Raw genomic sequence first — 26596 nt, forward strand, 5'->3', positions numbered from 1 at the left:
GTTTACGCGTTCCCATAGGAGATGGAGCCTGCGTCGGGCTGGATGCGAGCGTGAAGTAAAATATGACTGACTCGTCAGTCATATTTCGGTATGGTGCGAAATGCCCGATCGCGCCCGTCCCGCCGCCCCCTCCGCTCCGCCCCCGAAGCGCCGCCGTGCCGGCGCGGCCAACGGCCCGGACCAGCGCGAGGCGCGCCAGGCGGCGATCCTGGCGGCGGCGCTGGCGCAATTCACCGAGCATGGCTATGCCGCCACCCGCCTGGAGGATGTGGCCCGCGCCGCCGGAATCGCGAAGGGCACGCTCTATCTCTATTTCCCCGACAAGCAGGCGCTGTTCGAGGCGGTAGTGAAAGCCACGGTGGCGCCGGTGCTGAGCGATGCGGCGGCCCTGCTACCCGCCTATCAGGGCACCACGCGCGAGCTGCTGCACACGATTTCGGAAATCTTGATCTCGCGCATCGTCGAGGGGCCGCCACGGGCTATCTTGCTGCTGATGATCGCGGAAGGCCCGCGCTTCCCGGAACTTGCGGCGTTCCACCACCGCGAGGTGGTTTCACGGGGGGTGGCGCTGATCCGCGCCATCGCCGAGCGCGGTCTTGCGCGCGGCGAGATCACCTCCGACGCCGCCGTCCGCTTCCCGCAGATCGTGATCGCCCCCGCCATGACGTCGCTGGTCTGGAACAGCCTGTTCGCGCATATCGAGCCGCTGGACGTGCGCGCCTTCATCCAAACCTACAGGGACGTGCTGCTGCGCGGCCTCGGGAGCACGGACGCATGAAGCCCGCCCTCGCGCGCCTTTCGCTCTTCGTCGCGGCGGCGCTGGTCGCCCTCGCCGGCTGCTCGGCGCCGCCCGACAACCAGTTCACCGGCTATGTGGAAGGCGACCTGCTGTTCATCGGTCCGCAGGAGGCGGGACGCGTGCTGACCTTGCCGGTGGCCGAGGGCAGCGCGGTGAAGGCCGGTTCCGTGATCGCGACCGTGGAGAACGATGTCCAGAAGGCGGACCTTGCCGCCGCCGTCGCCGCGTTGGGCGAGGCCCAGGCGCGGCTGGACAAGGCGAAGGCGGCCCAGCAGCGGCCGGAGGAAATCGCCATTCTCGATGCCTCCCAGCGCCGGGCGAGCGCGGCGCTCGATCTCTCGCGCATCGAGCTGGAGCGCCAGAAGACCCTGGTGCCGAAGGGCGCCTCCTCCCAGGCGAACCTGGACACGGCCCAGCACCAATACGACCAGAACCTGGCGAGCCTGGACGAGATCCGCCGCCAGATCGACAATGCCCGCATCGCCTCGCGCGACGAGGATATCGCCGCCGCCCAGCAGGCGGTGATGCAGGCTGGGGCCAATCGCGACGCCGCCCGGATCCGGCTCGACCGCCGCGCCCTGAAGACGCCGTCCGACGCCACGGTGCAGACGCTCTATTATCGCGTGGGCGAACTGGTGCCCGAGGGGCGGCCGGTGGCCTCGCTCCTGCCGCCGGGGCTGGTGAAGGTGCGCTTCTTCGTGCCCCAGGCGGCCTTGGCCAAGATCGTGCTCGGCGCCCCGGTCGCGGTGTCGTGCGACCATTGCCCGCCGCTCACCGCCGATGTGTCCTTCATCGCCGATGCCGCCGAATATACCCCGCCGGTGATTTACAGCCGCGAGGAGCGCGCCAAGCTGGTCTATCTGGTGGAGGCGCGCCCGCGCGATCCCTCCGCCGCCCGGCCGGGACAGCCGGTCACGGTGACCCTGGCGGGACCGGCGCGGTGAGCGCGGGCGGCCCCACGGCGCCGGCCCCCGCGCCCTCCCCGGACGAGGGCGACGGCCGCACGATCGTCATCGAGGTGGAGGGCCTGCGCAAATCCTTCGGCAGCCGGGTGGTGGTGGACGATCTCTCCATGCGCGTGCGCAAGGGGCAGATCTACGGCTTCCTCGGGCCCAACGGCTCGGGCAAGACCACCACCATCCGCATGCTCTGCGGCCTGCTGACCCCGGATGCCGGGCGCGGCACCTGCCTCGGCCTCGACATCCTGACCCAGGCCCGCGAGATCCGCAGCCATGTCGGCTACATGACGCAGAAATTCTCGCTCTATGCCGACCTCTCGGTGCGCGAGAACCTGGAATTCGTCGCTCGCCTCTACGGCGTGCCGAAGCCCGAGCGCGCCGCCCAGCAGGCGCTGGAACGCCTCGGCCTGGAAGGGCGCGGAAAACAGCTCGCCGGGGAATTGTCCGGCGGCTGGAAGCAGCGCCTCGCGCTCGGCGCCTGCATCCTGCCCTCGCCCGAACTGCTGCTGCTGGACGAGCCCACCGCCGGCGTCGATCCCCAGGCGCGGCGGGAATTCTGGTCGCAGATCCACGCGCTGGCCGCCGAGGGACTGACCGTGCTGGTCTCCACCCATTATATGGACGAGGCCGAGCGCTGCCATGAGATCGCATACATCGCCTATGGCCATCTGCTGGCGGAAGGGCGGGTGCCGGACGTGATCGCCGCCTCCGGCCTCTCCACTTATACCGTTGAGGCGGTGGGCGGCGCCGATCCCGGCCGCACCATGGCGGTGCTGGCGCGCACGCTGGAAACCACGCCCGGGGTGGACATGGTGGCGCCGTTCGGCAATCGCCTGCACATTTCCGGCCGCGACCTGAACGGGCTCGATGCCGCGCTCGCCCCCTATCGCGCGCGGCCGGACCTCTCCTTCCAGCAGGACGCCCCGACGCTGGAGGATGTGTTCATCGACCTCATGAGCCGGTCCAAGGACGCGCTGCGATGATCGCCATTCCCGGCTTCTTCCGCCGCGTCTCCGCCATGGTGCGCAAGGAATTCATCCAGCTGCGGCGCGACCGGGTGACATTCGCCACCATGATCATGATCCCGCTGCTGCAACTGGTGCTGTTCGGCTATGCCATCAACACCACGCCGCGCCATCTGCCGACGGCGGTGTTCAGCCACGAGAACAACGAGGTGACGCGGGCGATCCTTGCCGCCCTGCGCAATACAGCCTTCTTCGCCTTCACCCGCGAGGCGCAGAGCGAGGCGGAAGCCGAGCATCTGGTGCGTGGCGGGGAGGTGCTGTTCCTGGTGGAGATTCCCGCCGGCTTCGAACGGGCGCTGCGGCGCGGCGAGGATCCCCAGCTCCTGGTCGCGGCGGATGCCACCGATCCCGTGGCGGCGGGCAATGCGCTCGGCGCGCTCGCGGGCATCGTCGGCACGGCGCTCAAGCAGATCCGCTTCGTGGATGCCGTCGGCGCGATGCCGTTCGAGATCGTCCAGCACCGGCGCTATAATCCCGCCGGCACCTCCCAGCTGAACATCGTGCCGGGCCTGCTCGGCACCATCCTCACCATGACCATGCTGATCTTCACCGCTCTGTCGGTGACGCGGGAGGTGGAGCGCGGCACGCTGGAAAGCCTGCTCTCCATGCCGATCCACCCGGTGGAGATCATGCTCGGCAAGATCATTCCCTATGTGCTGGTGGGGGTGCTCCAGGCGGTGCTGATCCTCGGCGCCGGCGTGGTGCTGTTCGGCGTGCCGGTGGAAGGCTCGCTGCTCCTGCTGTGCATCGTGACCTTGCTGTTCATCACCGCCAATCTCGCAGTGGGCTATACCTTCTCCACCCTGGCGCAAAACCAGCTCCAGGCGGTGCAGATGTCGTTCATGTTCTTCCTGCCGAACATCCTGCTCTCGGGCTTCATGTTTCCCTTCGCCGGCATGCCGCTGTGGGCGCAATGGATCTCCGAATGCCTGCCGCTCACCCACTACCTGCGGATGGTGCGCGGCATCTTGCTGAAGGCGTCCACCTTCGCGGACCTGCAACTCGACATCGCGATCCTGGCCCTGCTGATGCTGATCGCCATGGGCATTGCGGTCGCCCGTTTCCGCCAGACTTTAGACTGATCGGCGCCGCCTTTTCGCCACGGGTGCGGCAATGGGGCATCCGGGTGATCCCGTAGCTTTGACCTGTATCAAGGAGAAAGAGCATTCCCGGCCCATGTTGCGGCTAAGGCTTGCAGGGCGGGTTTGCACCGCCCCCGCGCAAGGGGTGCCCAATGTCCATTGTCCAGACACCGACCACGAAGAGCATGACATTTGGGGAACTTGGTCTCCTGATCGTGTTCTCGCTTTTCGCTTTCTTCGCCGTTGTGGTGGCCGCCAAGGCCCACACTTCGGCCTATGCCTTCCATGCCTTCGTGTTCGCAGCGGCAAGCGTCGCTGCGGTGTTCGCCATCGGCAATCGCTACATGGATCGCGATGCCGAACTTCCGCCGCAAACCATCGACGGAAAGCCCAATTACAATATGGGCCCGGTGAAGGTCGGCACGCTGCTGGCCGTGTTCTGGGGCATCGCGGGCTTCCTGGTGGGCGTCATCATCGCCCTACAGCTGGCGTTCCCGCTGCTGAACTTCGACCTGCCCTGGACCTCGTTCGGCCGGCTGCGGCCGCTGCACACCTCGGCGGTGATCTTCGCGTTCGGCGGCAACGTCTTGATCGCGACCTCCTTCTATGTGGTGCAGCGCACCTCCCAGGCGCGCCTCGCGGGCGATCTTGCCCCCTGGTTCGTGATCTGGGGCTACAATCTGTTCATCGTCATCGCGGGCACGGGCTACCTTCTGGGCATCACCCAGGGCAAGGAATACGCCGAGCCGGAATGGTACAGCGACCTGTTCCTCACGGTCGTGTGGGTGACTTATTTCCTCGTGTTCCTGGTCACGGTGCTGAAGCGCAAGGAGCCGCATATCTATGTGGCGAACTGGTTCTACTTCGCCTTCATCCTGACCATCGCCGTGCTGCATCTCGGCAACAATGCCGCGATCCCGGTCTCGGTGTTCTCGCCCAAGTCCTACATCCTGTGGTCGGGCGTGCAGGATGCCATGGTGCAATGGTGGTACGGCCATAACGCGGTGGGCTTCTTCCTGACCGCCGGGTTCCTGGCGCTGATGTATTACTTCATTCCCAAGCGCGCGAACCGGCCGGTCTATTCCTACCGCCTGTCGATCGTGCACTTCTGGGCCCTGATCTTCCTCTACATCTGGGCCGGCCCGCATCACCTGCACTATACGGCGCTGCCGGACTGGGCGCAGACCCTGGGCATGACCTTCTCCATCATGCTGTGGATGCCCTCCTGGGGCGGCATGATCAACGGCCTGATGACCCTCTCGGGGGCCTGGGACAAGCTGCGCACCGACCCGGTCATCCGCATGATGGTGGTGTCCGTCGCCTTCTACGGCATGGCCACCTTCGAGGGCCCGATGATGTCGGTGAAGGCGGTCAACTCGCTCAGCCACTACACCGAATGGGGCATCGGCCACGTGCATTCCGGCGCGCTCGGCTGGGTCGCCTACATCTCCTTCGGCGCCATCTACTGCCTGGTGCCCTGGCTGTGGAACAAGAAGGACATGTATTCGGTGAAGGCCATCAACTGGCACTTCTGGATCTCGACGCTGGGCATCGTGCTCTACATCTCCTCGATGTGGGTCGCCGGCATCCTCCAGGGCCTGATGTGGCGGGCCTATACCTCGCTCGGCTTCCTTGAATATTCCTTCATCGAAACGGTCGAGGCCATGCACCCGCTTTATGTGATCCGGGCGCTGGGCGGAATCCTGTTCCTGATCGGCGCGCTGATCATGGCGTGGAACGTGATCATGACCATCCGCTCGCCGGAGACGGTCGCCGAGACCACCGGCGCCGCGCTCGCTCCCGCCGAATGACGGAGATAGAGATGTCGACCAAGACCGCTTCGATCTGGAGCAAGCACGCGATCTTCGAGAAGCACTCGCTGATCCTGCTCCTGGGGGTGCTGGTGGTGATCTCCATCGGCGGCCTCGTGGAAATCGTGCCCCTGTTCTACCTCAAGAGCACCATCGAGAAGGTGGATGGCGTCCGCCCCTATACGCCGTTGGAGCTGGCGGGGCGCAACATCTACCTGCGCGAGGGCTGCTACAATTGCCACAGCCAGATGATCCGCCCGCTGCGCGACGAGGTGGAGCGCTACGGCCATTATTCGCTGGCGGCGGAAAGCATGTACGACCACCCGTTCCAATGGGGGTCCAAGCGCACGGGGCCGGATATCGCCCGCGTCGGCGGCAAGTATTCGGACCTCTGGCAGCTTGAGCACCTGAACAATCCGCGCTCCGTGGTGCCGGCCTCGATCATGCCGAGCTATCCCTGGCTCGCGCACAACAAGCTCGACGCCAAGCATATCGCCGACGACATGAAGGTCCTGCGCGTGGAGGGCGTGCCCTACACCGACGAGATGATCGCCAATGCGCAGGCCGACCTGAAGACCCAGTCCACCACCGACGCCGACGACATGGACGCGCTCCAGAAGCGCTATCCCAAGGCGCAGGTGCGTGATTTCGACGGCAATCCGGGGGAGCTGACCGAAGCCGACGCCCTGATCGCCTACCTCCAGATGCTCGGCACGCTCGTGGACTTCAAGCTCTACGACGACAAGGCGAACGTGAGGTGAGCCATGCGTGACATCTATATGTTCTTGGCGTCCTTCGCGCAGACCTGGGGGCTGATGCTGTTCTTCCTCGGTTTCGTCGGTGTGATTGTCTACGCCTTCTGGCCTTCGAAGAAGATGCAGAAGAACTTCGACGAAGCCGCCCAAATTCCGCTGAAGGAGGATTGATCCCGTGAGCACCGCACACGAGAGCCATGACGCGCACGTGGACGCCGCGAGCGGGACCGTCACCACCGGCCACGAATGGGACGGCATCCGCGAACTCAACAATCCGCTGCCGCGCTGGTGGCTGTGGACCTTCTATGCCTGCATCTTCTGGGCGGTCTGCTATTGGATCGCCTTCCCGGCCTGGCCGCTGATCTCCGGCTATACGCCGGGATTGCTGGGATGGAACTCGCGCCAGGCGGTGCAGGGCCAGCTGGCGGACCTGCGGGCGCTGCGCGCCGCCACGTCCGAGAGGCTGGCCACCGCCTCGCTCCAGGACATCGAGAAGAGCCCGGATCTGCTGGCGCTCGCGCGGGCGGAAGGGCGGGTCGCCTTCGCCGACAATTGCGCGCCGTGCCACGGCGCCGGTGGCGGCGGGGCCAAGGGCTTCCCCAACCTCAATGACGACGACTGGCTGTGGGGCGGCACGCTGGAGCAGATCCAGGAAACCATCACCCACGGCATCCGTTCGGGCGACGATCTCGGCCACCAGGGCAACATGACGCCGTTCGGCGCCGTGCTCTCGAAGACCGAAATCTCCGATGCTGCGGATTTCGTGCGCTCGCTGTCGGGCCTGGTGCCGGCGGATACGCCGAGCGTGCAGAAGGGCGCGGCGGTGTTCAAGGCCAATTGCGCCGTCTGCCACGGCGAGAATGCCAAGGGCAACCAGGAGCTTGGCTCCAAGAACCTGACCGACGGCATCTGGCTGTATGGCAGCGACAAGGCGACCATCGTCCAGACCATCACCTACGGCCGGGGCGGCGTGATGCCGGCCTGGGGGGCGCGCCTGTCGCCCACCACCATCAAGGCCCTGACGGTCTACGTCCACACCCTGGGCGGCGGCCAGTAGCAAAGCCGTCCCCTCCGCCGGCGCCGGCTTCGGGCCGCCCGGCGGAGGGGCTTCGCGCGTGAGGGCATGCGACCCTCCTTTTCCACGCCTTTCCCCACGGGGGCGGGCAAAAGATCAGTGATGTGATGACCGTTCCCGCCGCCAAGACCAATGCGCCCCCGCCAGCCGCACCGGACGCCGACGATGCGCCGCTGTATGCCGCGCGGCGTGCGATCTATCCGCAGAGCGTCCACGGCACGTTCCGGCGCATCAAGTGGATCGTGCTCATCGTCACGCTCGGCATCTATTATTTCCTCCCCTTCGTGCGCTGGGATCGCGGGCCGGACGCGCCCAACCAGGCGGTGCTGATCGATTTCCCCGCCCGGCGCTTCTATTTCTTCTTCATCGAGATCTGGCCGCAGGAATTCTATTATGTGGCCGGCCTGCTGATCCTCGCGGCGCTGATCCTGTTCCTCATGAATGCGGTCGCAGGCCGGGTGTGGTGCGGCTATCTGTGCCCGCAGACGGTGTGGACCGACCTGTTCATGGCCGTGGAACGGCTGATCGAGGGTGACCGCCGCGAGCGCATCGCCGCCGACAACGCCCCCTGGACCATCGACAAGATCTCCCACAAGGCGCTCAAGCATACGCTGTGGCTGCTGATCGCCTGGTGGACCGGGGGCGCCTGGGTGCTCTATTTCGACGATGCCCCGACCCTGGTGCGTGAGCTTGCCACCTTCCAGGCCTCGGCGACCGCCTATATTTCGATCGCGGTGCTGACCTTCACCACTTATGTGCTGGCCGGCCACATGCGCGAGCAGGTGTGCACCTATATGTGCCCCTGGCCCCGCATCCAGGCGGCGCTGACCGACGAATACGCGCTCAACGTCACCTATCTCCTGGATCGCGGCGAGCCGCGCGGATCGCTCAAGAAGGTCGCCCAGCTGCGGGCCGAGGGCAAGCCGGCGGGCGATTGCATCGACTGCAACCAGTGCGTCAATGTCTGTCCCACCGGCGTCGACATCCGCAAGGGATTGCAGCTGGACTGCATCCAGTGCGGCCTGTGCATCGATGCCTGCGACACGGTGATGGACAAGATCCATCGTCCGCGCGGGCTGATCCGCTATGAATCGGAAGCCAATCTGGAAGCGCGGGCGCGCGGCGAGGCGCCGGTGCGGCGCATCGTGCGCATGCGCACCATCCTCTATGCGGCCCTGATCTGCGGCATCGGCGGGCTGATGCTGGCGACGCTGGTCAACCGCTCCACCGAGGGGCTCGCGGCGATCCATGATCGCAATCCGGTGTTCGTGCGCCTGTCCGACGGTTCGCTGCGCAACGCCTATACGCTGCGGCTGATCAACAAGAAGCTGTACGACCGCACGTTCGCGCTCTCGGTCTCGGGCGTGCCGGGCGCCAGCCTGACCGTGGTCGGCACCGACGCCGGATCGGAAAACGACGCCCTCCTCGTCGGTCCCGATCAGACGCGCGAAGTGCGCGTGCTGGTGACCACCAAGGACAAGCTGGACGCCGGCGCCTCCCTGCCGGTGACATTCGAGATCCGCGACACGGCCACCGGCATCGCCGCCCGTGCCAGCGACCATTTCATCGCGCCGTAAGGAAGCATTCGATGGCACAGCTTGGCCTCGCCGAAAAGCCGCCGCGGGAACTCACCGGCCGCATGATGCTGCTGATCATCCTCGCCTTCTTCGGCGTGGTGGTGGGGGTGAACGTGGTCATGGCCCGGTTCGCCGTCACCACCTTCGGCGGGGTGGAGACCGAAAGCTCCTACAAGGCAGGCCTCGCCTTCCGCAGCGAGGAGGAGGCCGCCGCCCAGCAGGCGACGCGCGGCTGGAACGTGGAGGCCGACGTGGAAAGCCGGGGCGAGGCGCGTCACGTCGTGCTGATCGTGCGCGACGCGGCCGGCAAGCCCTTGAGCGGGCTCGATGTGACGGGGCGCCTGTTCCATCCCACCGACGCGCGCGGCGACGTCACCCTCGTCCTCGCCGACATCGGCGGCGGCCGCTACACGGGCGCCGTCACCGCCCATGCCGGGCAATGGGATCTGATGCTTGATCTTGCGCAAGGCGGGCAGCGCTTGTTCCGGTCCAAGAACCGGGTTCAACTGCATTAGCCCGTCCTGCGGACGTCGATGCGGGGGCTCGCGTGATTTCCGGGTGCTGCGCACATGGCCGAGGCCGTCGATTATTCCATCTTTCTCGCCCGTGACGCGGAGGGCCGCGCCGAAGTGAATCTCGCCGTGGACGGCGTGGATTGCGCCGCCTGCATCAGCGACATCGAGAACGGCGTAAAATCCCTGCCCGGCGTCGTCCATGCGCGGCTGAACTACACCACCCATCGCCTGACCGTCGCCTGGAGCGGCGAGGGCGCGCCTGCCGAGGTGGTGCAGCGCCTGGAATCGCTGGGCTATCGCGCCCATCCCTTCGCCGGCCGGGTGGAGGAGGAAGAGGCGCGGCGCGCCCGCTGGCTGCTGCGCTGCATGGGCGTCGCGGGCTTCGCGGCCATGAACGTGATGCTGCTGTCGGTCTCGGTCTGGTCCGGCAACGTCACCGACATCACGCCCGAGACCCGGGATTTCTTCCACTGGCTGTCCGCCCTCATCGCCCTGCCCGCCGCCGCCTATGCCGGCCAGCCCTTCTTCCAGAGCGCGCTGCGCGCCGTGCGCACCCGCAAGCTGAACATGGACGTGCCGATCTCGCTGGGCGTCATCCTGGCGCTCGGCATGTCGGTGGTGGAAACCGCGCTGCATAAGGAGCACGCCTATTTCGACAGCGCGGTGATGCTGCTGTTCTTCCTCCTGGCGGGCCGCTATCTCGACCATGAGGCGCGCCGGCGCACCCGCGCCGTCGCCGGCAATATCGCCGCCTTGCGCGGGGAGATGGCGCATCGCCTTGGGCCCGACGGGGTTCCGGTTCTGGTGCCGGTGCAGGCGCTGGGCGCGGGCGACATGATGCTGGTGGCCGCCGGCGAGCGGGTGGGCGCGGACGGTGAGGTGGTGTCCGGCGCCTCGGCGGTGGACGAGGCGCTGATCACCGGCGAGACCCTGCCGCGCCTCGTCGGCCCCGGCGCGCGCATCTATGCCGGCAGTCTCAACGGCTCCGGCGCGCTGAACGTGCGCGTCACCGCCGGCGGCGAGGGCACGCTGATCGACGATGTGCAGCGCCTGCTGGACGGCGCCCTGAGCGCGCGCGGCGCCTATGTGCGCCTCGCCGACCGGGTGGCGCGCCTCTATGCGCCGGTGGTCCATCTGACCGCGCTCGTCTCCGCCATCCTGTGGCTGGTGCTGGGCGCGAGCGTGCATGACGCGGTGATGATCGCGGTCGCCGTGCTGATCATCACCTGCCCCTGCGCGCTGGCGCTGGCGGTGCCGGTGGTGCAGGTGGTGGCGACCGGGCGGCTGTTCCGCGCCGGCCTGCTGGTGAATGCCGGCGACATGCTGGAGCGCCTGGCGCCCGTGGACACGGTGGTGTTCGACAAGACCGGCACGCTGACCTTGCCCGATGCCGTGCTGCGCCTGCCGCAGGACGCCGATCCGCGCCCGCTCGCGCTCGCCGCGCGCCTCGCCTTGTCGAGCCGCCATCCGCTCGCCACCGCGCTCGCCCGCTCGGCCCAGGGCGCCCCCTTCGCCGAGGTGGAGGAGATGGCCGGGGCGGGCGTGCGGACCCTGCTGCCGGAGGGCGAGGCCCGGCTCGGCAGCCTGGATTTCTGCGATGCGCGCGTGCCTTCGGACCTGCCCGCCGATTGTTCGCTGATCGCGTTCCGGCTCGGCGCGGCGCGCCTCGTCATCGGCATCGCCCAGCAGGTGCGGCCCGATGCGCGGGACGTGGTGGACGCCCTCAAGGCGCGCGGCATCGCGGTGCGCATTCTCTCCGGCGACCGGCCGGAGGCGGTGGCGCCGGTGGCCGCGCGGCTCGGCATTGCCGATTATGAGGGCGGCCTGCGCCCGGCCGACAAGATCGCGGTCCTCGAAAAGTTGAAGGCGGCGGGGCATCGCGTGTGCATGGTCGGCGACGGGCTGAACGATGCGCCCGCGCTCGCGGCGGCGGACGTCTCGCTCTCCCCGGCCAGCGGCGCGGCGGTGACGCAGGCCCAGGCCGACGCGGTGTTCATCGGCCCGCGCCTCGCCCCGGTGCTCGCGGCTCTCGACGGCGCGCGCACCGCCGGGCGGCTGATGCGGCAGAATCTCGGCCTCGCCATCTGCTATAATTTCATCGCTGTGCCGCTGGCCGTGGCGGGGTATGTGACGCCCCTGGTGGCGGCGCTCGCCATGTCCGGGTCGTCCATCCTGGTGACGCTGAACGCCCTGCGCGCCGGCCGGCCCGCGGCGGGACAGGCGCCCCTGGCGGCAGTGGAGGAGGTGCGCGCATGACGGTCCTGCTCTATCTGGTGCCGATCGCGCTCGGGCTCGGGCTGATTGGCCTGTTCGCCTTCCTCTGGAGCCTCAAGAGCGGCCAGTATGAGGATCTGGACGGCGCCGCCTTCCGCGTGCTGAGCGACGACGACCTTCCCGCCACGCCCCATGCGCCCGCCAAGCGGGACCCGCGCCCATGAGGCCCGCGACCCCCCTGCCCGGACCGCGCGCCGGCATGCTGGTGTGCATCTGCGATCCCCAGTTCGATCCGCCGGCCAATGACAATGCCGCGCGGCGGGCCCCGCCGTTCGCCCTGGCCTTGGGATTTGCCTTCGCGGTGCTGGCGCAGACGCTGGCGAGCGGCATCCTGCCCCTGGCGGGGGCCGCGCTGGCGCGCGATCCCCATTACGCGACCCTGCCGTTCGCCGCCATGCTGGTGGGCGCGGCGCTGGCCTCCTTCCCCGCCTCGTTTCTCGGCGATGCCTTCGGCCGCCGCACCGGCTTTGCCCTCGGCGCCTCGCTCGGCGTGGGCGGCGGCGCCTTGCTGGCGGTCGGGCTGGTGCAGATGCAATTCGCCTGGGTGTGCCTCGGGGCGCTCTGGCTCGGCATGGCCCAGGGCTTTTCCTTCTTCTACCGGCACGAGGCGGCGGCCACCGCCGGGCGTCCGGTGGCCGCTGCCGCGGGCGTGCTCACGGGCGGCCTGCTCGCCGCCTTCGCCGGCCCCCTGCTGGCAATGGGCGCCGAATGGCTGTTCTCGCCCTTCTTCCTGGTCGGCTCGGCGGTGCTGGCCGCGCTCGCCCACACGCTGTCGCTCGCCGTCGCTGTTCTGATGGCGCCCGACGCCGCGCCGCGCTTCCGCGAGAAGCTCACCCTGCCGCTGGGCGCCATCGCGGTGCCGACGCTCTGCGGCGCGCTGGCGTGGCTCGGCATGAGCCTGCTGATGGCGCAGGCGCCCCTGGCGCTGCTCGGCTGCGGCATCGGCGAGGGGGCGGTGTTCGGCTTCATCGCCCTGCATGTCGCCGCCATGTATGCGCCGGCCGCCCCGCTGGCCTATTTCGGCGCGCGCCTCGCGCCGCGTCCGCTTGCCCTTGGAGGGCTCGCCCTGGTGGTGCTGGCGCTCGCCCTGCCCGCCGCGAGCGCGCTGCTGCCGGCGCGCCTCTCGGCGGAAACCTGGGGCTGGACCGTGGCGCTGATCCTGGTGGGCGCCGGCTGGTCGCTCGCCACCATCGGCTGCACCGGCTGGATCTACCAGAAGGGCGCGCCCTCGCGCCTTGGGCTCGCCCTGCATGACGGCGCCCTGTTCCTCTCGGCGATTCTCGGTGCCGTGCTCGCGGGCAGATTGCTCTAGCGTCGACTTGTGAACACCGAAGGGATCTGCCAAGGCTCCTGTGACGGTACGTCGGGAGCGCGGCATGTCTCAGCTTTTTTCGCTTGCCGGGCGCACGGCCCTGGTCACGGGAAGCGCCGCCGGGCTCGGGTTTGAAATCGCCAAGGGCATGGCGCAGGCGGGCGCCCATGTGCTGCTCAACGGGCGCGATCGCTCCCGCCTGCTGGCCGCCGCCGCCCGCCTCGCCGATTTCGGCAAGGTGAGCCTTTTGCCGTTCGACATTTCCGACGCCACCACGGTCGCCCACGCGCTGGAGGAAGCGCCGCCGGTGGACATCCTCGTGAACAATGCCGGCGCCCGCGACCGCCGCCCGTTCTTCGAACTGGACGACGCGGCGTTCCAGCGCCTGATCGACGTGGACCTGATCGCCCCCGCGCGGCTGATGCGGGCGGTCGCGGGCGGCATGGCGGCGCGCGGCAGCGGCCGCATCATCAATATCACCTCCATCGCCGGGCCGATCGCGCGCTCGGGCGATGCCGCCTATACCGCCGCCAAGGGCGGGCTGGAGGCCCTGACGCGGGCGCTGGCCGCCGAGTTCGGGCCGCGCGGCGTCACGGTCAACGCCATCGCGCCGGGCTATTTCGCCACCGATGCAAATGCCGCCATGGCCTCGGATCCGGCCATCGGCGACTGGCTTTCGCGCCGCACCTCGCTCGGAAGATGGGGGCAGCCGCAAGAAATCGCCGGCGCGGCGGTATTCCTGGCGTCGCCGGCCGCAAGTTATGTCACCGGCCATGTTCTGGTTGTGGATGGCGGATATCTCGCGCATTTCTAGGAGCTCATTTCGGGCTCACTATCCCTGCGTCGCATTTGAGAGATAAATTCAGCGAAAAGGGGAGGCGGCAAGATCGACGATGGATGACGGACGACTCAACTCCTTGACGGGGGAATTCGTCGAGCCGATCCGCGAACAGGTCTTCCGGAGCCAGCGTTTCGGCGAGTTGGTTCGGCACAGCCGCGTGCTGTTCCTCCTCTCCTCCATCCTCAACGCGCTGTTCCTGTTCAGCGATTGGCGCTTCGAGGGACAGTCGCATTTCTTCGAGGCGATCTACGCCCGGTGCCTGTTGATCGCGGTGTCGCTGGCCTGCGCCGCCCTCGTCAACCGCGCCGTGAGCTTCCGCGCGGTCCAGTGGATCATCGTCGTCTGGCAATGGATCACGGCTGCCGGGGTGGCGGTGCTGGTGCATTCGCGCAGCGACATCGCCCTGTTCGTGGTGCTGCTGCTGCCGGCGATCTATTATCTCGTGGTGCCGGTGTCGTTTCGCTGGTCGGTCGCGAGCGGCCTGCTGTGCAGCGTGCTGATGCTGGTGGGCTATCTCGGGGTGCCGCCGCAATCGGACACCGCGCTCGGGCTCGCCTTGGCGGTGGTGATGCTCAACGCCGCGCTGATCCTCGTGCTGGTGCGCAACAACCGCCAGAGCCGCCTCGAATGGATCGCGACCCAGGATCAGAAGGCCGCGCGCGAGGTGCTCTCGCAAAGCGAGCGCCTGCTGGAGCGCACCTTCATGGCGGTGCCGATCCCGCTGCTCATCACCGAATTGGAGAGCGGGCGCATCGTGCGCTACAACGCCGCCGGCGTGAGCTATTTCGGCGGCGAGCCGCAGGAATTCGGCGTCCAGTCGGTGTGGCAGATCTATGCCGATCTTGGTGCGCGCCGGGTGTTCCTGGAGCGGCTGATCCGCGACGGCTCGGTGACCAATTTCGAAACCAAGATCCGCCTCGGCAACGGCGAGCTGCGCAGCGTCCTGGTGGCGGCCACCTTCATCGAGATCGACGGCGAGGCGTGCCTCGTCTCCGGCGTCATCGACATCACCGACCGTCTCGCCGCCGAGCAGAAGATCCGCTATGCGGCGAGCCACGACGCCTTGACCGGGCTGACCAACCGCGCCGCCTTCCAGGCCCAGCTCGATGCGGCGATCCGCGAGGCGCGCACCAAGCCCGGCGCGATCTTCCTGCTGCTGGTGGACCTGGACGGGCTGAAGGACGTGAACGACACGCTGGGCCATGCGGCGGGCGATGCCCTGCTGGTGGAGACGGCGCGGCGCCTGGAGCGGCTCGCGGGCGAGCGCGCCCTGGTGGCCCGGCTCGGCGGCGACGAATTCGTCATCCTGCTGCGCGGGGCGATCTCGCTGGAGGAGGCGCAGGCCCTGTCCCAGGCGATCATCGCCGATTTCCGCCATCCGCTGGTCTATCAGGACCGCTCGCTCTCCACCAAGGCGAGCATCGGCCTTGCCGCCTGCCCGAACGCCGATTATGCCCCCGGCGAGCTGATGAAGGATGCGGATCTGGCGCTCTATGCCGCCAAGCAGGAGGGCCGCAACCGCGCGGTGCTCTATGCTCCCTCCATGCGGCGCGCCATGAACGAGCGCATCTCGCTCAACCGTTCGCTGGTCAATGCGGTGGCGGGCGACGAGATCACGCCCTATTATCAGCCCAAGGTGTCGCTCGTCACCGGCCAGTTGATGGGGTTCGAGGCGCTCATGCGGTGGAAGCGCTCCACCACCCAGGTGCTCCAGCCCCACAGCTTCCTCACCGCCTTCGAGGACCCCGAGCTTGCCCTGCTCATGGGCGACACCATGCTGCGGCAGGTGGCGCGCGACGTGCGCAAATGGCTGGATCTGGGCTATCCGGTCGGGCGCGTGGCGGTGAACCTCTCGCCGGCCCAGTTCACCCATCGCGATCTTGCCAACCAGATTCTGGAGCTGCTGGCGGCGGAGGGCGTGACGCCGAGCCATTTCGACGTCGAGATCACCGAGACCGTGTTCCTCGGCCGCAATTCGGATTTCGTCGCGCCCATTCTCGGCCAGTTGCACAGCGCCGGCATGAACCTCGCGCTGGATGATTTCGGCACCGGCTATGCGGCGCTGACCCATCTCAAGCAATTGCCCATCGACACCATCAAGATCGACCGCAGCTTCGTCCAGGATACCGAGAGCGATTCCTTCGACGCCGCCATCGTGTGCACCGTGATCGAGCTCGGCAAGAACCTCGGCATGTCCGTGGTGGCCGAGGGCGTGGAGACGGTCGGCCAAGCGCGCTTCCTGCGGGAGCGGGGATGCGAGGTGGCGCAGGGCTTCCTTTATGCCCGGCCGATGCCGGCCGCCGCCACGGCCGAGTTCCTCGCCCGCGAGACCCGCGACACCGCCGCCGCCCGGGTCTGCGACCTCTGGGGGCGGTGAGGGCGAAGGCTCAGGGAAACAGGGCGCGCGCGGCGTGAACGAGCGCGGCGGCATCCCGCGCGATGGCGTCCACGGGCTTGCCGGGCTTGTAGAGCGCGGAGCCGAGCCCGAAGCCGTCCGCCCCGGCGGCGTGATAGGCCGCCATGTTGCCCGCGTCGATGCCGCCGACCGGCAGCAGAACGACGCCCGTCATCACCGCGCGCCAGGCCTTGAGGATCTGCGGCGGCAGGCCCTCGGCGGGGAACAGCTTGAGCGCGTCGGCCCCGGCGCGCAGGGCGGCGAACGCCTCGGTGGGGGTGGCGACGCCGGGGGTGCAGACGAGCCCGGCAGCCTTGGCGGCGCGGATCACCTCGCCGTCCGAATGGGGCATGACGATGAGCCGGCCGCCGGCCTGCGCCACATCGGCCACGTCCGCCGGCGACATCACCGTTCCCGCCCCGATCAGGGTCTCGGTGCCGAAGCGCTCGGCCAGCAGGGCGATGGAGCGCAGCGGATCGGGCGAGTTCAGCGGCACCTCGATGATGGCGATGCCGGCATCCACCAGCGCCGCGCCCACGTCCAGCGCCTCCTCCGGCTTCAGGCCGCGCAGGATGGCGACCAGCGGGCAGCGCGCCATGGCTTGGGTGAAGGTGAGGGTCATCGCGCGTCGTCCCGTCCGAGGGTCAGAGGAGGCCGGCGGCGCGCGCGATCGCGCACAGGCCGGCGGCGGCGCAATCGGGCGGCGCGCGGTCGTGCGGCAGCGCGAGCAGCGCGGCGGCGGTGGAATAATGCTGCGTCAGCGCGGCATTGGCGATCAGCGTGAAGCTCTCGCGGCCGTCGGTCACGCTCGCCAGTTCCGCGCCGATCAGCAGGCCGGAGAGGAAATCCGCGCTGTCGGCATCGGCGAGGCCGCCGGTCAGGCCCAGGGCGCGGATCGTGAACAGGCGCGAGAGCAGGGCGCCGGGACCGTGCAGGTCGCGCGAGGCGGCGACCCCGGCGCGGAAGCCGGCGGGGGATGGCGCCGCATCCCCCATCATGCGGCCGAGAATGGTATGCCCCTTCAGCGCCGCGAAGATCTCCCCGGTCATGAAGGTGGCGAAGCCGGTGACGCGGCCGCCTTCCACCAGCACCCATTTGGAATGGGTGCCCGGCAGCACGAACAGCCCGTCTGACCGTCCCAGAACGGCGAGGGCGCCGAACAGCTCGGTCTCCTCCCCGCGAATCACGTCGGGGGTCTTGGGATCGTCAACCAGCAGGCCGGGCACGATGTGGACCGGGCCGAGGGCGGGATCTTCCACCGGCAGCGGCATGAGGCCGGCGGCCAGCGCGTCGAGACCGGCGGGGCAGGTCACATAAGGGGCTTCCGCCCAGCCCTGCCGGCTGCCGATCATGCCCGACAGCAGGATCGGCAGGCGGCCGTGCGCCTGCGCCCACGGGCCGGCGATGCGCGAGAGGACCGGCGCGAACGCCCGGTCCTTCACCGCCATCAGCCCTTCGGCGGATTCGATCCGGTCCAGGATGCCGCCGTCCCCATCCAGCAGATAGGCGCGCAGCGAGGACGTGCCCCAGTCCAGGGCGATGAGGGACGCGCGTCTCACGGGCGGATCTCGCTTCTGCTTGGGGTGCGCGGGCTCAGGGAAAGGGGCGCCGGGGTCCGGCGCCGGTTCAGTGGTGCAGGATCTGGCCGAGGAAGGTGCGGGTGCGCTCGCTCTTGGGATGGGCGAAGAAATCCTCCGGCGCGCCTTCCTCCACGATCTCGCCCTTATCCATGAAGATCACCCGGTCGGCGACCTGGCGGGCAAATCCCATCTCATGGGTCACGCAGATCATGGTCATGCCGTCCTGGGCGAGCGAGGTCATGGTGTCGAGCACCTCCTTCACCATTTCCGGGTCGAGGGCGGAAGTGGGCTCGTCGAACAGCATGATCTTGGGGCTCATGCACAGCGCGCGGGCGATGGCGACGCGCTGCTGCTGGCCGCCGGACAGCTGGCCGGGATATTTGTTCGCCTGCTCGGGAATGCGCACCCGCTCCAGATATTTCATGGCGATCGCCTCGGCCTCCTTGGGGGCGAGGCCGCGCACCTTGCGCGGGGCGAGGGTGCAATTCTGCAGCACGGTGAGGTGGGGAAACAGGTTGAACGACTGGAACACCATGCCGACCTCGGCGCGCACCTTGTCGAGGTTCTTCGAGGAGGTGCCGACTTCCACCCCGTCCACCTCGATGCGTCCGCCCTGGTGGTGCTCCAGCGCATTGATGCAGCGGATGAGCGTCGACTTGCCCGAGCCGGAGGGCCCGCAGATGACGATCCGCTCGCCGTGGGTGACGGTGAGGTTCACGTTCTTGAGCGCGTGATAGGTGCCGTAATGCTTTTCCACGGCCTCCATGCGGATCATCACTGGCCCGCTCTGCTTGGAGGGCGCGGCCGCGGCGCCGAGATCCGGGCTCCGGCCTTGGCTCTGGCTCTCGCCTTCATGGGCAGTGGTCATGACGAAGTCTCCGAACGGCGCTGGCGGGTCTGTGCGGGGCTGCGCAGGGCCACGGACGCGCGTCCGTGGCCCGCGGTGCGGGGGTCAGAAGGTGGGCATCACCGGAAGCGGGGTCTTGAACCACTTCTGGTTGATGGCGTCGAGCTCGCCATTATTCTTCACGAAATACAGGAACGTATTGATCCACTGAAGAAAATCTGTCGAGCCGCGACGCACCGTGATGCCGTTGTACTGGCTGCGCAGCACGATCTTGCGCTCGATGCCCATGTCCGGGTTGGCCTCGGCGAGCTGGGTGCCGATGAGGTTGTTGGCGCCGAGCAGGTCGGTCTGGCCGGAAACGAACGCCTGGGCGGCGGTGGCATCGTCGTCGAAGCGCATGATGGTGGCGCCCTTGGGAACGGCGGCGGTCAGCGCGGTATCCTGGGTCGAGGCGCGGGCCACGGCGATCTTCTTGCCGACGGTCTGGTCCAGCGTCTTCACATCCAGCTTCTTCGGGCCGATCAGCTGGATCTCGATTGCCGAATAGGGGATCGAGAACTGCACCTGCTTGGCGCGCTCCGGCGTGATGCCGAAGGTGGCCACCAGCACGTCGATCTTGTTGGTGAGCAGATAGGGAATGCGGTTCGGCCCGGTGACCGGGACGATCTCGACCTCGACGCCGAGATACTTGCCCATCAGCTTCGCGACGTCGGCATCATAGCCTTCCGGCTTGCCCTCGGTGTTGAGCAGGCCGAAGGGCGGCAGATCCACCAGCATGCCGACCTGGAGCTTCTTCTTCGACAGGATGTCGTCGATGCTCTGGGCCGAGGCGCCGTGGGAAAGGGCGGTCGCGGCCAGCGCCGCGAGGCCGAGGGCGGCGAAGGCGCGCCGCGTGGTGGTCAGGACGGACGTCAGGGACATGTGCTTTCCTCCGATTGGCCCCTGGCGGGGCAGGCGCGCCGATGAGGGGCGGCGCGGATTGGATCGATCCATATGCGTCCCGCTCCTCAGCGCGCGACGGTTCCGAACTTCTTCTCCAGGTGGCGCGAATAGAGCGAGAGCGGCCAGCACAGGATGAAATAGATCACCGCCACCACGCCGAACACCAGGAACGGGCGGAAGGTGGCGTTGTTGACGATCTGCCCGGCGCGGGTCAGCTCGACGAAGCCGATGATGGAGGCGAGCGAGGTGCTCTTCACCAGCAGCACCAGGAAGCCGACCGTGGGCGCCACCGCGATCTTCGCCGCCTGGGGCAGGATGATGTCCTTCATGCGGGTGAAATAATGCAGGCCGAGCGCGGTGGAGGCCTCCCACTGGCCCTTGGGAATGGCCTGGATGCAGCCGCGCCAGATCTCGCCCAGGAACGCCGCGCCGTTGAGCGTGAGGCCGATGGCGGCGGCCATCAGCGGGTCGATGGTGAGGCCGAGGAAGGTGGCGCCGAAGAACACCAGGAACAGCTGCATCAGCAGCGGCGTGCCCTGGAAGATCTGGATGTAGCCGGCGGCGGTCGCCCGCAGCCAGGGCCAGGTGGAGGTGCGGGCGAACGCCACCAGGAGCCCGCCGGTCGCCCCGCCGACGAAGGCGATCAGCGAGAGCAGCAGCGTCCAGCGCACGGACGAGATGAGGAACAGCAGTTCCGCGGAGGTGAATTGACGGATCATGGCATCCTCCTCAGCGGGTCACATCGGTGGGCGCGAACACCATCTTGTAGATGAGCGCGAACACGCCCGAGAACATCAGCGACATGGCGAGATACATGGCGGTGACCACCAGATATATCTCGAACGAGCGGAAGGTCTGGGACTGGAGATTGTTGGCGATGGCGGTCAATTCCTCCGCCGAAATGGCGGAGACCACGCTGGAGGTGAGCATCAACAGGATGAACTGGCTGGTGAGCGCCGGATAGATCGCCTTCAGCGCCGGGAAGATCACGATATAGGAGAATACCTGCATGGGCTTGAGCCCGAGCGCCTTGCCCGCCTCGATCTGGCCCTTGTGGATGGTCTCGATGCCTGCCCGCACGATCTCCGTGGCATAGGCGCCCACATTCACCACCATGGCGAGAAGCGCCGCCTCGTTCGCGTCGAGCCGCACCCCGGCGCGCGGCAGGCCGAAGAAGATCAGGAAGATCTGCACCAGGAACGGCGTGTTGCGGATGATCTCCACATAGGTGTCCACCAGCCAGCGCACCGGACGCGGACCGGCGGTCTTGCCGAGCGCGCCGGCCACCGCGACGATCAGGCCGAGCACCATCGCCATGGCCGAGAGCTGGATCGTCAGCCAGGCGCCGTAGAGCAGGTCCTGCCAGGCGTTGAAGACTTCTCCGAACTGGAAGACGTAGTTCATGTCCCTGCGCTTCCCTTGAGGGTGTGAGGAGTGGAGCGGCGGGGCCGCCGGACCCCCGCCGCACCGACATCGACGGGGACGGATCGGGCCGGGGGCGCGACCGACCGGCCCGGCCCGGCGCTGCCGCACGATTGGCGGATGATCAGGCGCGGCGGCACGATGATCTGCTCCGGGGGGCGACCCGGATTATCGATCCGCCGCAGCAGCAGCCGCGCCGCTTCCCGGCCGACCACGCGCGGATCGGTGGTGAAGGTGGTGAGCGCCGGCCGGTGGAGGCCGGCCTCCGCCACATCGTCGCAGCCGACCACGGCCACGTCGCGGCCGGGTTCGAGCCCCCGCTCGGTCAGCGCCAGCATCACGCCGAACGCGACGATATCGTTGTAGCAGACCAGGGCGGTGGGCGGATTTTCCTCCGCGAACAGGTCGCGGGCGGCGGCATAACCCGAGGAGCGGTCGAGCACCGGGCAGGGCACGATGGGGCCGATCTTCAGCTTGTGCCGGCGCAGCGCCCGGCGAAAGCCCGCGAGGCGTTCGCTCAAGGGCGCGATGCGCCGCACGCCGCCGATGAAGCCGATATGGCGATGGCCGAGGCCGATCAGATGCTCGGTGACGAGTTCCATGCCGGCGGCATAGTCCGGGCCGACATAATCGGCGGCGAAGCCGTCCACCCGGCGCTGCGCGAGCACGCAGGGCAGGCCCGCGCAATGGGCCTCCTCCAGCGCGTCGGCGCGGGTTTCCTCCGCCGGCACTAGCACGATGCCGTCGACGCCATGTTCCTGCATGCGCACCAGAACGCGCCTCTGGCGCGCCGCGTCCTCGGCCGTATTGGTGATGAAGCCCACATAGCTTTCAGCATCCAGCACGTCGTCGATGCCGGCGGTGAACTGGGAATAATTGGGCGTGATGATCTCGCACAGCACGAGGCCGATGGTGCGCGAGGCGCCGGAGCGCAGATTGGCGGCGCGGCGGTTGTAAACATAGCCGAGGTCCGCCATCGCCTGGTCCACCCGGTTGCGGGTGTCTTCCTTCACCAGCGGGCTCTTGCGCAGCACCAGCGAGACCGTGGCGCGCGAGACCCCGGCATGGGCGGCGATGTCGTTCAGCGTCACGCGATGGGCAAGCGGAAGGGCCGCTCCGCCGGGGGCGGTTTCGCTCGCTGGGCGAGCGGGCGCGGACGCCCCTTTGGCTTTCCTGAGATCCACCCGGCGTTCTCCCCGCCGGCGCTATTTCTGCGCTCGGCCAGGGTTCTCTAGGGGAGGCAAAACCGGCGGTCAACGAAAAATTAGATCGATCTAAATCGGTCTTTCGTCGCGTTTGCGGTGCAGCATCGCGCAAGGGATTGGAGGCGCAGGGCGGTTCCCCCCGCGCCTCCGCTTGGGCCGGTCAGCTCTGCCGCGATGCGATATAGGCGCGCCATCCGCCAAGGGCGGTGATCTCCTGCGCGCCCGCCACCGCATGGGCCTCGCACAGGAAGCCGGGCACCTGCGAGCCGTCGTCCAGGGTCAACTTGCCGATGCCGAGCGGCGCCGGGATGCGGGCGACGAAGGCTCCGAAGGCGGCGGCATCCAGCGCCCAGACTTCCACATCCAGCCCCGGGCCGGAGAAGCCCGGCTCGCGCACCACGCCCGGCTTGGCGGGCACCGTGTCCGGCAGCACGAACAGGCGATAATCCGGCGCGGTGCGGCAGCGCTTCACGAGCGCCCCGCCGGCGCCCGTCAGTTCGCCATTGAGCGGCATGCCCGAGAGGTGGGCGCCGACCACGGCGATCGGCAATTGCCCGCCTGCGACGGCGCCCGGCTCGGAGGGGGATGCGGGCGGGGAATGGAGGCCGCTGAGCGGGCTCTCGCTGAACTTGCTGGTCACGACATTGCCTCCAGAACGGCCACCACGTCTCCGGTGCGCACCGTGCGCCCGGGCACCATGCGCACGGCGCGCACGCGCCCCGCGGCATGGGCGGTGATGGAGATTTCCATCTTCATGGATTCGATGATGGCGATGGTCTCTCCCGCCGCCACCTGCGCATTCTCTTCCACCAGCACCTTCCAGACATTGCCCGGAACATTGGCGCTGACGCCGAAGCAGCCTTCGGGAATGGCCTCTTCTTCGCCGCCCGCAATCCCCTCGTCGGCAACGAAGCTGTCGAGCCCCTGTTCCTTCCAATGGGCGCGCTCGGCATCGAAGGCCGCCTGCTGGCGCGCCTTGAAGGCGCTGATCTCGCCGGCATTGCGGGCAAGCTCCGCCGCATAGTCCGCATAGGAGAATTGCGTCTCCTCGATGCGCAGCGGATAGGCGCCATGGGGAAAGGCGGCGCGCGCCTCCATCAGCTCCGCATGGCTCACGGGGAAGAAGCGGATCTGATCGAAGAAGCGCAGCAGCCAGGGCGTGCCGGGCTTGAACTCCGGCGTGGTGCGCCAGGTGTTCCACACCTGGATGGTGCGGCCGAACAGCTGGTAGCCGCCCGGCCCCTCCATGCCGTAGATGCACATATAGGCGCCGCCGATGCCCACCGCGTTTTCCGGCGTCCAGGTGCGGGCCGGATTGTATTTGGTGGTGACGAGGCGATGGCGCGGGTCCATGGGGGTGGCCACCGGCGCACCGAGATAGACGTCGCCGAGGCCGAGCACGAGATAGCGCGCGTCGAACACCAATTCGCGCACCGCCTGCTCGTCCTTCAGCCCGTTGATGCGGCGGATGAACTCGATGTTCGAGGGGCACCAGGGCGCGTTCGGGCGCACCAGCTCCTGGTATTTGCGCATGGCGAGCTGCGCATCCTCGTCGTTCCACGACAGCGGCAGATGGACGATGCGGCTCGGCACCACCACGTCCTCGGCCGCGGGCAGGGACCGTTCGATCTCGTCCAGCAGGCCGAGCAGTTTTCCGCGCGGAAGCTGCGTGCCGTCATAATGGAGCTGAAGCGAGCGGATGCCGGGCGTGAGGTCGATGAGGCCGGGGATCTTGGCCTCTTCCACCGCCGCCGCCAGCAGATGGGCGCGCAATCGCAAGGCGATGTCCAGCGTCATGTCGCCGAACTCCACCAGCAGGTTATCGTCGCCCTGGCGGCGATAGACCACGCGCACCGGCCCGTCGTCGCGCTGGGCGAGGATGGGGGAGGCGGCCTGCGGCACGCTCTTCACCGCCGGTCCCGCCACCGGGTCGTGCGGCCGGGCCAGCGGATGGAAGCGCACCTGATCGCCGGGCTTCAATTGGCCCATCTTCCACAGCTCGTCCCGCGCGATCACCGCCGGGCAGACGAAGCCGCCGAGCGAGGGACCATCCGGGCCGAGGATGATGGGCATGTCGCCGGTGAAATCGATGGCGCCCACCGCATAGGCATTGTCGTGCAGATTGGAGGGGTGAAGCCCCGCCTCCCCGCCGTCGGTACGCGCCCAGCGCGGGGTCGGGCCCATCAGCCGCACGCCGGTGCGGGCGCTGTTGAAATGCACCTCGTAGGTGGCGTCGAACAGGTCGGCGATATCCGCGTCCTGGAAGAAGTCGGGCGCGCCGTGGGGGCCGTAGACCACGCCGATGTCCCACGCCCGCGTCAGCGGCGCGGGTTCGGCCGCCACCGTCTCGGGCAGGGGCGGACGGGTCGCCGGCGGGTTGAGGTGGAGCACGTCGCCGCCCTTCAGATTGCCGGTGGCATGGCCGCCGAACAGGCCGAGGGCGAAGGTGGCGCGCGAGCCGAGCACCTCCGGCGCCGCGAACGCCCCGCGCACGGCGAGATAGGCGCGCTGTCCGGGTCCGGAAATGGCGCCGATGGAGAGTGTCTGCCCCGCCTTCACCGCGAAGGCTGCATCGTGGGGCACCGGCACGCCATCGAGGGTCGCCGGCATGTGGGCGCCGGCGATGGCGATGTCGGCGTCGGTGTGGAAGCGCAGCGTCGGGCCGTTCACCGTCATTTCCAGAGCGACAGCGGTTTGCTTGTTCCCCACCAGCGCATTGGCGCGGGCGAAAGAGCGCGCGTCCATGGGGCCGCTCGGCGGCACGCCCACATGCCACAGATGCAACCGCCCCGGCAGTTCCTGAAGGCTCGATTGCGCGCCGGGACTGAGCACCTCGATGCTCTCCGGGCGGAAGGCGAAATCCTTCAGCGCCGTGGTCGCCACCTTGCCGGAGGCCAGCAGGTCCGACGCGGCAATCGCGCGCAGATAGGCCAGATTGGTCTCGATGCCGCTGATGGCGGTCTCTTCCAGCGCCGCCCGCAAGGCGGCGAGCGCAGCGGGGCGGTCGGCGCCGGAAACGATCACCTTGGCCAGCATGGGATCGTAAAAAGGCGTCACCTCCGTGCCGGTCTCCACCCAGCTGTCCACGCGGGCGCTGGGGGAAAACGTCACCTGCGTCAGCAGGCCGGCGCTGGGCTGGAAATTGGCGTGCGGGATTTCCGCATAGACCCGCACCTCCATGGCCGCGCCCTTGGGCACGAGGGGAGCGGCGGGGATGATATCCTCGCCGGCCGCCTGGCGGATCATCCATTCCACGAGGTCGATGCCGAACACCGCCTCGGTGACGGGATGTTCCACCTGCAGGCGGGTGTTCACTTCGAGGAAGTAGAAATCCTCCCGCGCCGGGTCGTAGATGAATTCCACCGTGCCGGCGGAAGCATAAGACACGCTTTCCCCCAGCTTCACCGCCGCGGCGTGAAGACGGGCGCGGGTCGCATCGGAGAGCAGCGGCGCGGGTGTCTCCTCGACGACCTTCTGGTTGCGGCGCTGGAGCGAGCAGTCGCGCTCGCCGAGCGCGATCACCTTGCCCTTGCCGTCGCCGAAGATCTGCACTTCCACATGGCGCGCCTCGGAGACGAACCGCTCCAGATAGACCCGGGCATCGCCGAAGGAGGCGCGGGCGGTGCGCTGGACGCGCTCGAACGTCTCCTTCAGCTCCTGCGGCGTATGGCACAGCTGCATGCCAATGCCGCCGCCGCCGGCCGTGCTCTTGAGCATCACGGGATAGGTGATGGCCTCGGCGGCCTTCAGCGCTTCCTCCACGTCCTCCAGCAGGCCGGTGCCCGGCAGCAGCGGCACGCCGCTCTTCTGCGCGATCTCGCGGGCGGTGTGCTTGAGGCCGAAGGCGGTGAGATGCTCCGGCCGGGGCCCGATGAAGACGATCCCCGCTTCCGCAAGCCGTTGCGCGAACGCGACATTCTCCGAGAGAAAGCCGTAGCCCGGATGCACCGCCTGCGCGCCCGTCGCCACGCAGGCGGCGATCACGGCGTCCACGTCGAGATAGCTCTCGCTGGCGGGGGCGGGACCCACGCGGACGGCTTCGTCGGCGTCCAGCACGGGCCGTGTGAAGCGGTCCGCGTCGGAATGGATGGCGACGGAGGAAATTCCCATCCGCCGCAATGTCTTGATGATCCGGCCGGCGATCTCGCCCCGGTTCGCGATGAGGACCTTGGAAAACATC

Annotated in this window: 23 protein-coding genes and 1 pseudogene; 15 read left to right on the forward strand and 9 right to left on the reverse strand. The window is 68.3% G+C overall.

Annotated elements, in window-relative coordinates:
• Nucleotides 1-100 precede the first annotated feature (100 nt).
• The 15 genes from V5F84_RS02300 to V5F84_RS02370 all read left to right on the forward strand — a co-directional run bounded on the left by V5F84_RS02300 (nt 101) and on the right by V5F84_RS02370 (nt 16402).
• Nucleotides 101-778, forward strand: a complete 678-nt coding sequence (locus tag V5F84_RS02300) for a TetR/AcrR family transcriptional regulator (protein WP_394043235.1) — start codon at nt 101-103, stop codon at nt 776-778.
• Nucleotides 775-1743, forward strand: a complete 969-nt coding sequence (locus V5F84_RS02305) for an HlyD family secretion protein (RefSeq protein WP_394043236.1) — start codon at nt 775-777, stop codon at nt 1741-1743. Before V5F84_RS02300 ends, V5F84_RS02305 begins: the two co-directional genes overlap by 4 nt.
• 62 nt (nt 1744-1805) lie before the next feature.
• Complete coding sequence (locus V5F84_RS02310) at nt 1806-2741, forward strand: ABC transporter ATP-binding protein (RefSeq protein WP_394043347.1); 936 nt, start codon at nt 1806-1808, stop codon at nt 2739-2741.
• Nucleotides 2738-3865, forward strand: coding sequence for an ABC transporter permease (locus V5F84_RS02315; protein ID WP_394043237.1), 1128 nt, complete (start codon nt 2738-2740; stop codon nt 3863-3865). The genes V5F84_RS02310 and V5F84_RS02315 overlap by 4 nt, the downstream gene beginning before the upstream one ends.
• A 152-nt stretch (nt 3866-4017) precedes the next feature.
• Nucleotides 4018-5676, forward strand: a complete 1659-nt coding sequence (gene ccoN / locus V5F84_RS02320) for a cytochrome-c oxidase, cbb3-type subunit I (protein WP_394043238.1) — start codon at nt 4018-4020, stop codon at nt 5674-5676.
• Between the two features lie 11 nt (nt 5677-5687).
• A complete protein-coding gene (ccoO, locus tag V5F84_RS02325) occupies nt 5688-6437 on the forward strand; it encodes a cytochrome-c oxidase, cbb3-type subunit II (RefSeq protein WP_394043239.1) in 750 nt (249 codons plus the stop codon).
• A gap of 3 nt (nt 6438-6440) precedes the next feature.
• A complete protein-coding gene (locus V5F84_RS02330; protein ID WP_348845743.1) occupies nt 6441-6602 on the forward strand; it encodes a cbb3-type cytochrome c oxidase subunit 3 in 162 nt (53 codons plus the stop codon).
• A 4-nt stretch (nt 6603-6606) separates the two neighbouring features.
• Nucleotides 6607-7488 carry a cytochrome-c oxidase, cbb3-type subunit III gene (ccoP, locus tag V5F84_RS02335; protein ID WP_394043240.1) on the forward strand — a complete coding sequence of 294 codons (882 nt, stop codon included), beginning with the start codon at nt 6607-6609 and terminating at the stop codon, nt 7486-7488.
• Between the two features lie 125 nt (nt 7489-7613).
• Nucleotides 7614-9083 (forward strand): cytochrome c oxidase accessory protein CcoG, encoded by a 1470-nt coding sequence (gene ccoG, locus V5F84_RS02340; RefSeq protein ID WP_394043241.1) that lies wholly within the window; start codon nt 7614-7616, stop codon nt 9081-9083.
• A gap of 11 nt (nt 9084-9094) precedes the next feature.
• On the forward strand, nt 9095-9598 hold the full coding sequence (locus V5F84_RS02345; protein ID WP_394043242.1) for a FixH family protein: 504 nt from the start codon (nt 9095-9097) through the stop codon (nt 9596-9598).
• A gap of 54 nt (nt 9599-9652) precedes the next feature.
• The gene (locus V5F84_RS02350) at nt 9653-11854 is read left to right on the forward strand and encodes a heavy metal translocating P-type ATPase (protein WP_394043243.1); all 2202 of its coding nucleotides are present in this window, start codon (nt 9653-9655) and stop codon (nt 11852-11854) included.
• Complete coding sequence (gene ccoS / locus V5F84_RS02355) at nt 11851-12036, forward strand: cbb3-type cytochrome oxidase assembly protein CcoS (protein ID WP_394043244.1); 186 nt, start codon at nt 11851-11853, stop codon at nt 12034-12036. Before V5F84_RS02350 ends, ccoS begins: the two co-directional genes overlap by 4 nt.
• Entirely contained in the window at nt 12033-13184 is a 1152-nt protein-coding gene (locus V5F84_RS02360) for an MFS transporter (protein WP_394043245.1), read from the forward strand. The genes ccoS and V5F84_RS02360 overlap by 4 nt, the downstream gene beginning before the upstream one ends.
• Nucleotides 13185-13248: 64 nt before the next feature.
• Nucleotides 13249-13998: an SDR family oxidoreductase gene (locus tag V5F84_RS02365; RefSeq protein WP_394043246.1), complete on the forward strand. Its 750-nt coding sequence runs from the start codon at nt 13249-13251 to the stop codon at nt 13996-13998.
• 79 nt (nt 13999-14077) lie between these two features.
• Complete coding sequence (locus V5F84_RS02370; protein ID WP_394043247.1) at nt 14078-16402, forward strand: putative bifunctional diguanylate cyclase/phosphodiesterase; 2325 nt, start codon at nt 14078-14080, stop codon at nt 16400-16402.
• 10 nt (nt 16403-16412) lie between these two features.
• On the opposite strand, the gene V5F84_RS02375 is transcribed toward V5F84_RS02370, so the two are convergent.
• From V5F84_RS02375 to uca, 9 genes and pseudogenes are all read right to left on the reverse strand, one after another.
• Entirely contained in the window at nt 16413-17042 is a 630-nt protein-coding gene (locus V5F84_RS02375) for a 2-dehydro-3-deoxy-6-phosphogalactonate aldolase (RefSeq protein WP_394043248.1), read from the reverse strand.
• 22 nt (nt 17043-17064) lie between these two features.
• The gene (locus V5F84_RS02380; protein WP_394043249.1) at nt 17065-17979 is read right to left on the reverse strand and encodes a 2-dehydro-3-deoxygalactonokinase; all 915 of its coding nucleotides are present in this window, start codon (nt 17977-17979) and stop codon (nt 17065-17067) included.
• Nucleotides 17980-18046: 67 nt separating this feature from the next.
• A complete protein-coding gene (locus V5F84_RS02385; RefSeq protein ID WP_394043250.1) occupies nt 18047-18868 on the reverse strand; it encodes an amino acid ABC transporter ATP-binding protein in 822 nt (273 codons plus the stop codon).
• A gap of 84 nt (nt 18869-18952) precedes the next feature.
• Nucleotides 18953-19768: a transporter substrate-binding domain-containing protein gene (locus V5F84_RS02390; RefSeq protein WP_394043251.1), complete on the reverse strand. Its 816-nt coding sequence runs from the start codon at nt 19766-19768 to the stop codon at nt 18953-18955.
• A gap of 86 nt (nt 19769-19854) precedes the next feature.
• A complete protein-coding gene (locus V5F84_RS02395) occupies nt 19855-20508 on the reverse strand; it encodes an amino acid ABC transporter permease (RefSeq protein WP_394043252.1) in 654 nt (217 codons plus the stop codon).
• A 10-nt stretch (nt 20509-20518) separates the two neighbouring features.
• On the reverse strand, nt 20519-21193 hold the full coding sequence (locus tag V5F84_RS02400) for an amino acid ABC transporter permease (RefSeq protein WP_394043253.1): 675 nt from the start codon (nt 21191-21193) through the stop codon (nt 20519-20521).
• Nucleotides 21190-22395, reverse strand: coding sequence for a LacI family DNA-binding transcriptional regulator (locus V5F84_RS02405; RefSeq protein WP_394043254.1), 1206 nt, complete (start codon nt 22393-22395; stop codon nt 21190-21192). The genes V5F84_RS02400 and V5F84_RS02405 overlap by 4 nt, the downstream gene beginning before the upstream one ends.
• A 181-nt stretch (nt 22396-22576) precedes the next feature.
• Nucleotides 22577-23083: pseudogene (locus V5F84_RS02410) on the reverse strand (allophanate hydrolase-related protein); the annotation flags it as partial.
• Complete coding sequence (gene uca, locus V5F84_RS02415) at nt 23053-26595, reverse strand: urea carboxylase (RefSeq protein ID WP_394043255.1); 3543 nt, start codon at nt 26593-26595, stop codon at nt 23053-23055. The pseudogene V5F84_RS02410 and the gene uca, both read right to left, overlap by 31 nt.
• Between the last annotated feature and the right edge of the window lies 1 nt (nt 26596).

It is taken from the genome of Roseixanthobacter liquoris (assembly GCF_043195135.2).
In the GTDB taxonomy this organism is placed as follows: domain Bacteria; phylum Pseudomonadota; class Alphaproteobacteria; order Rhizobiales; family Xanthobacteraceae; genus NCEH01.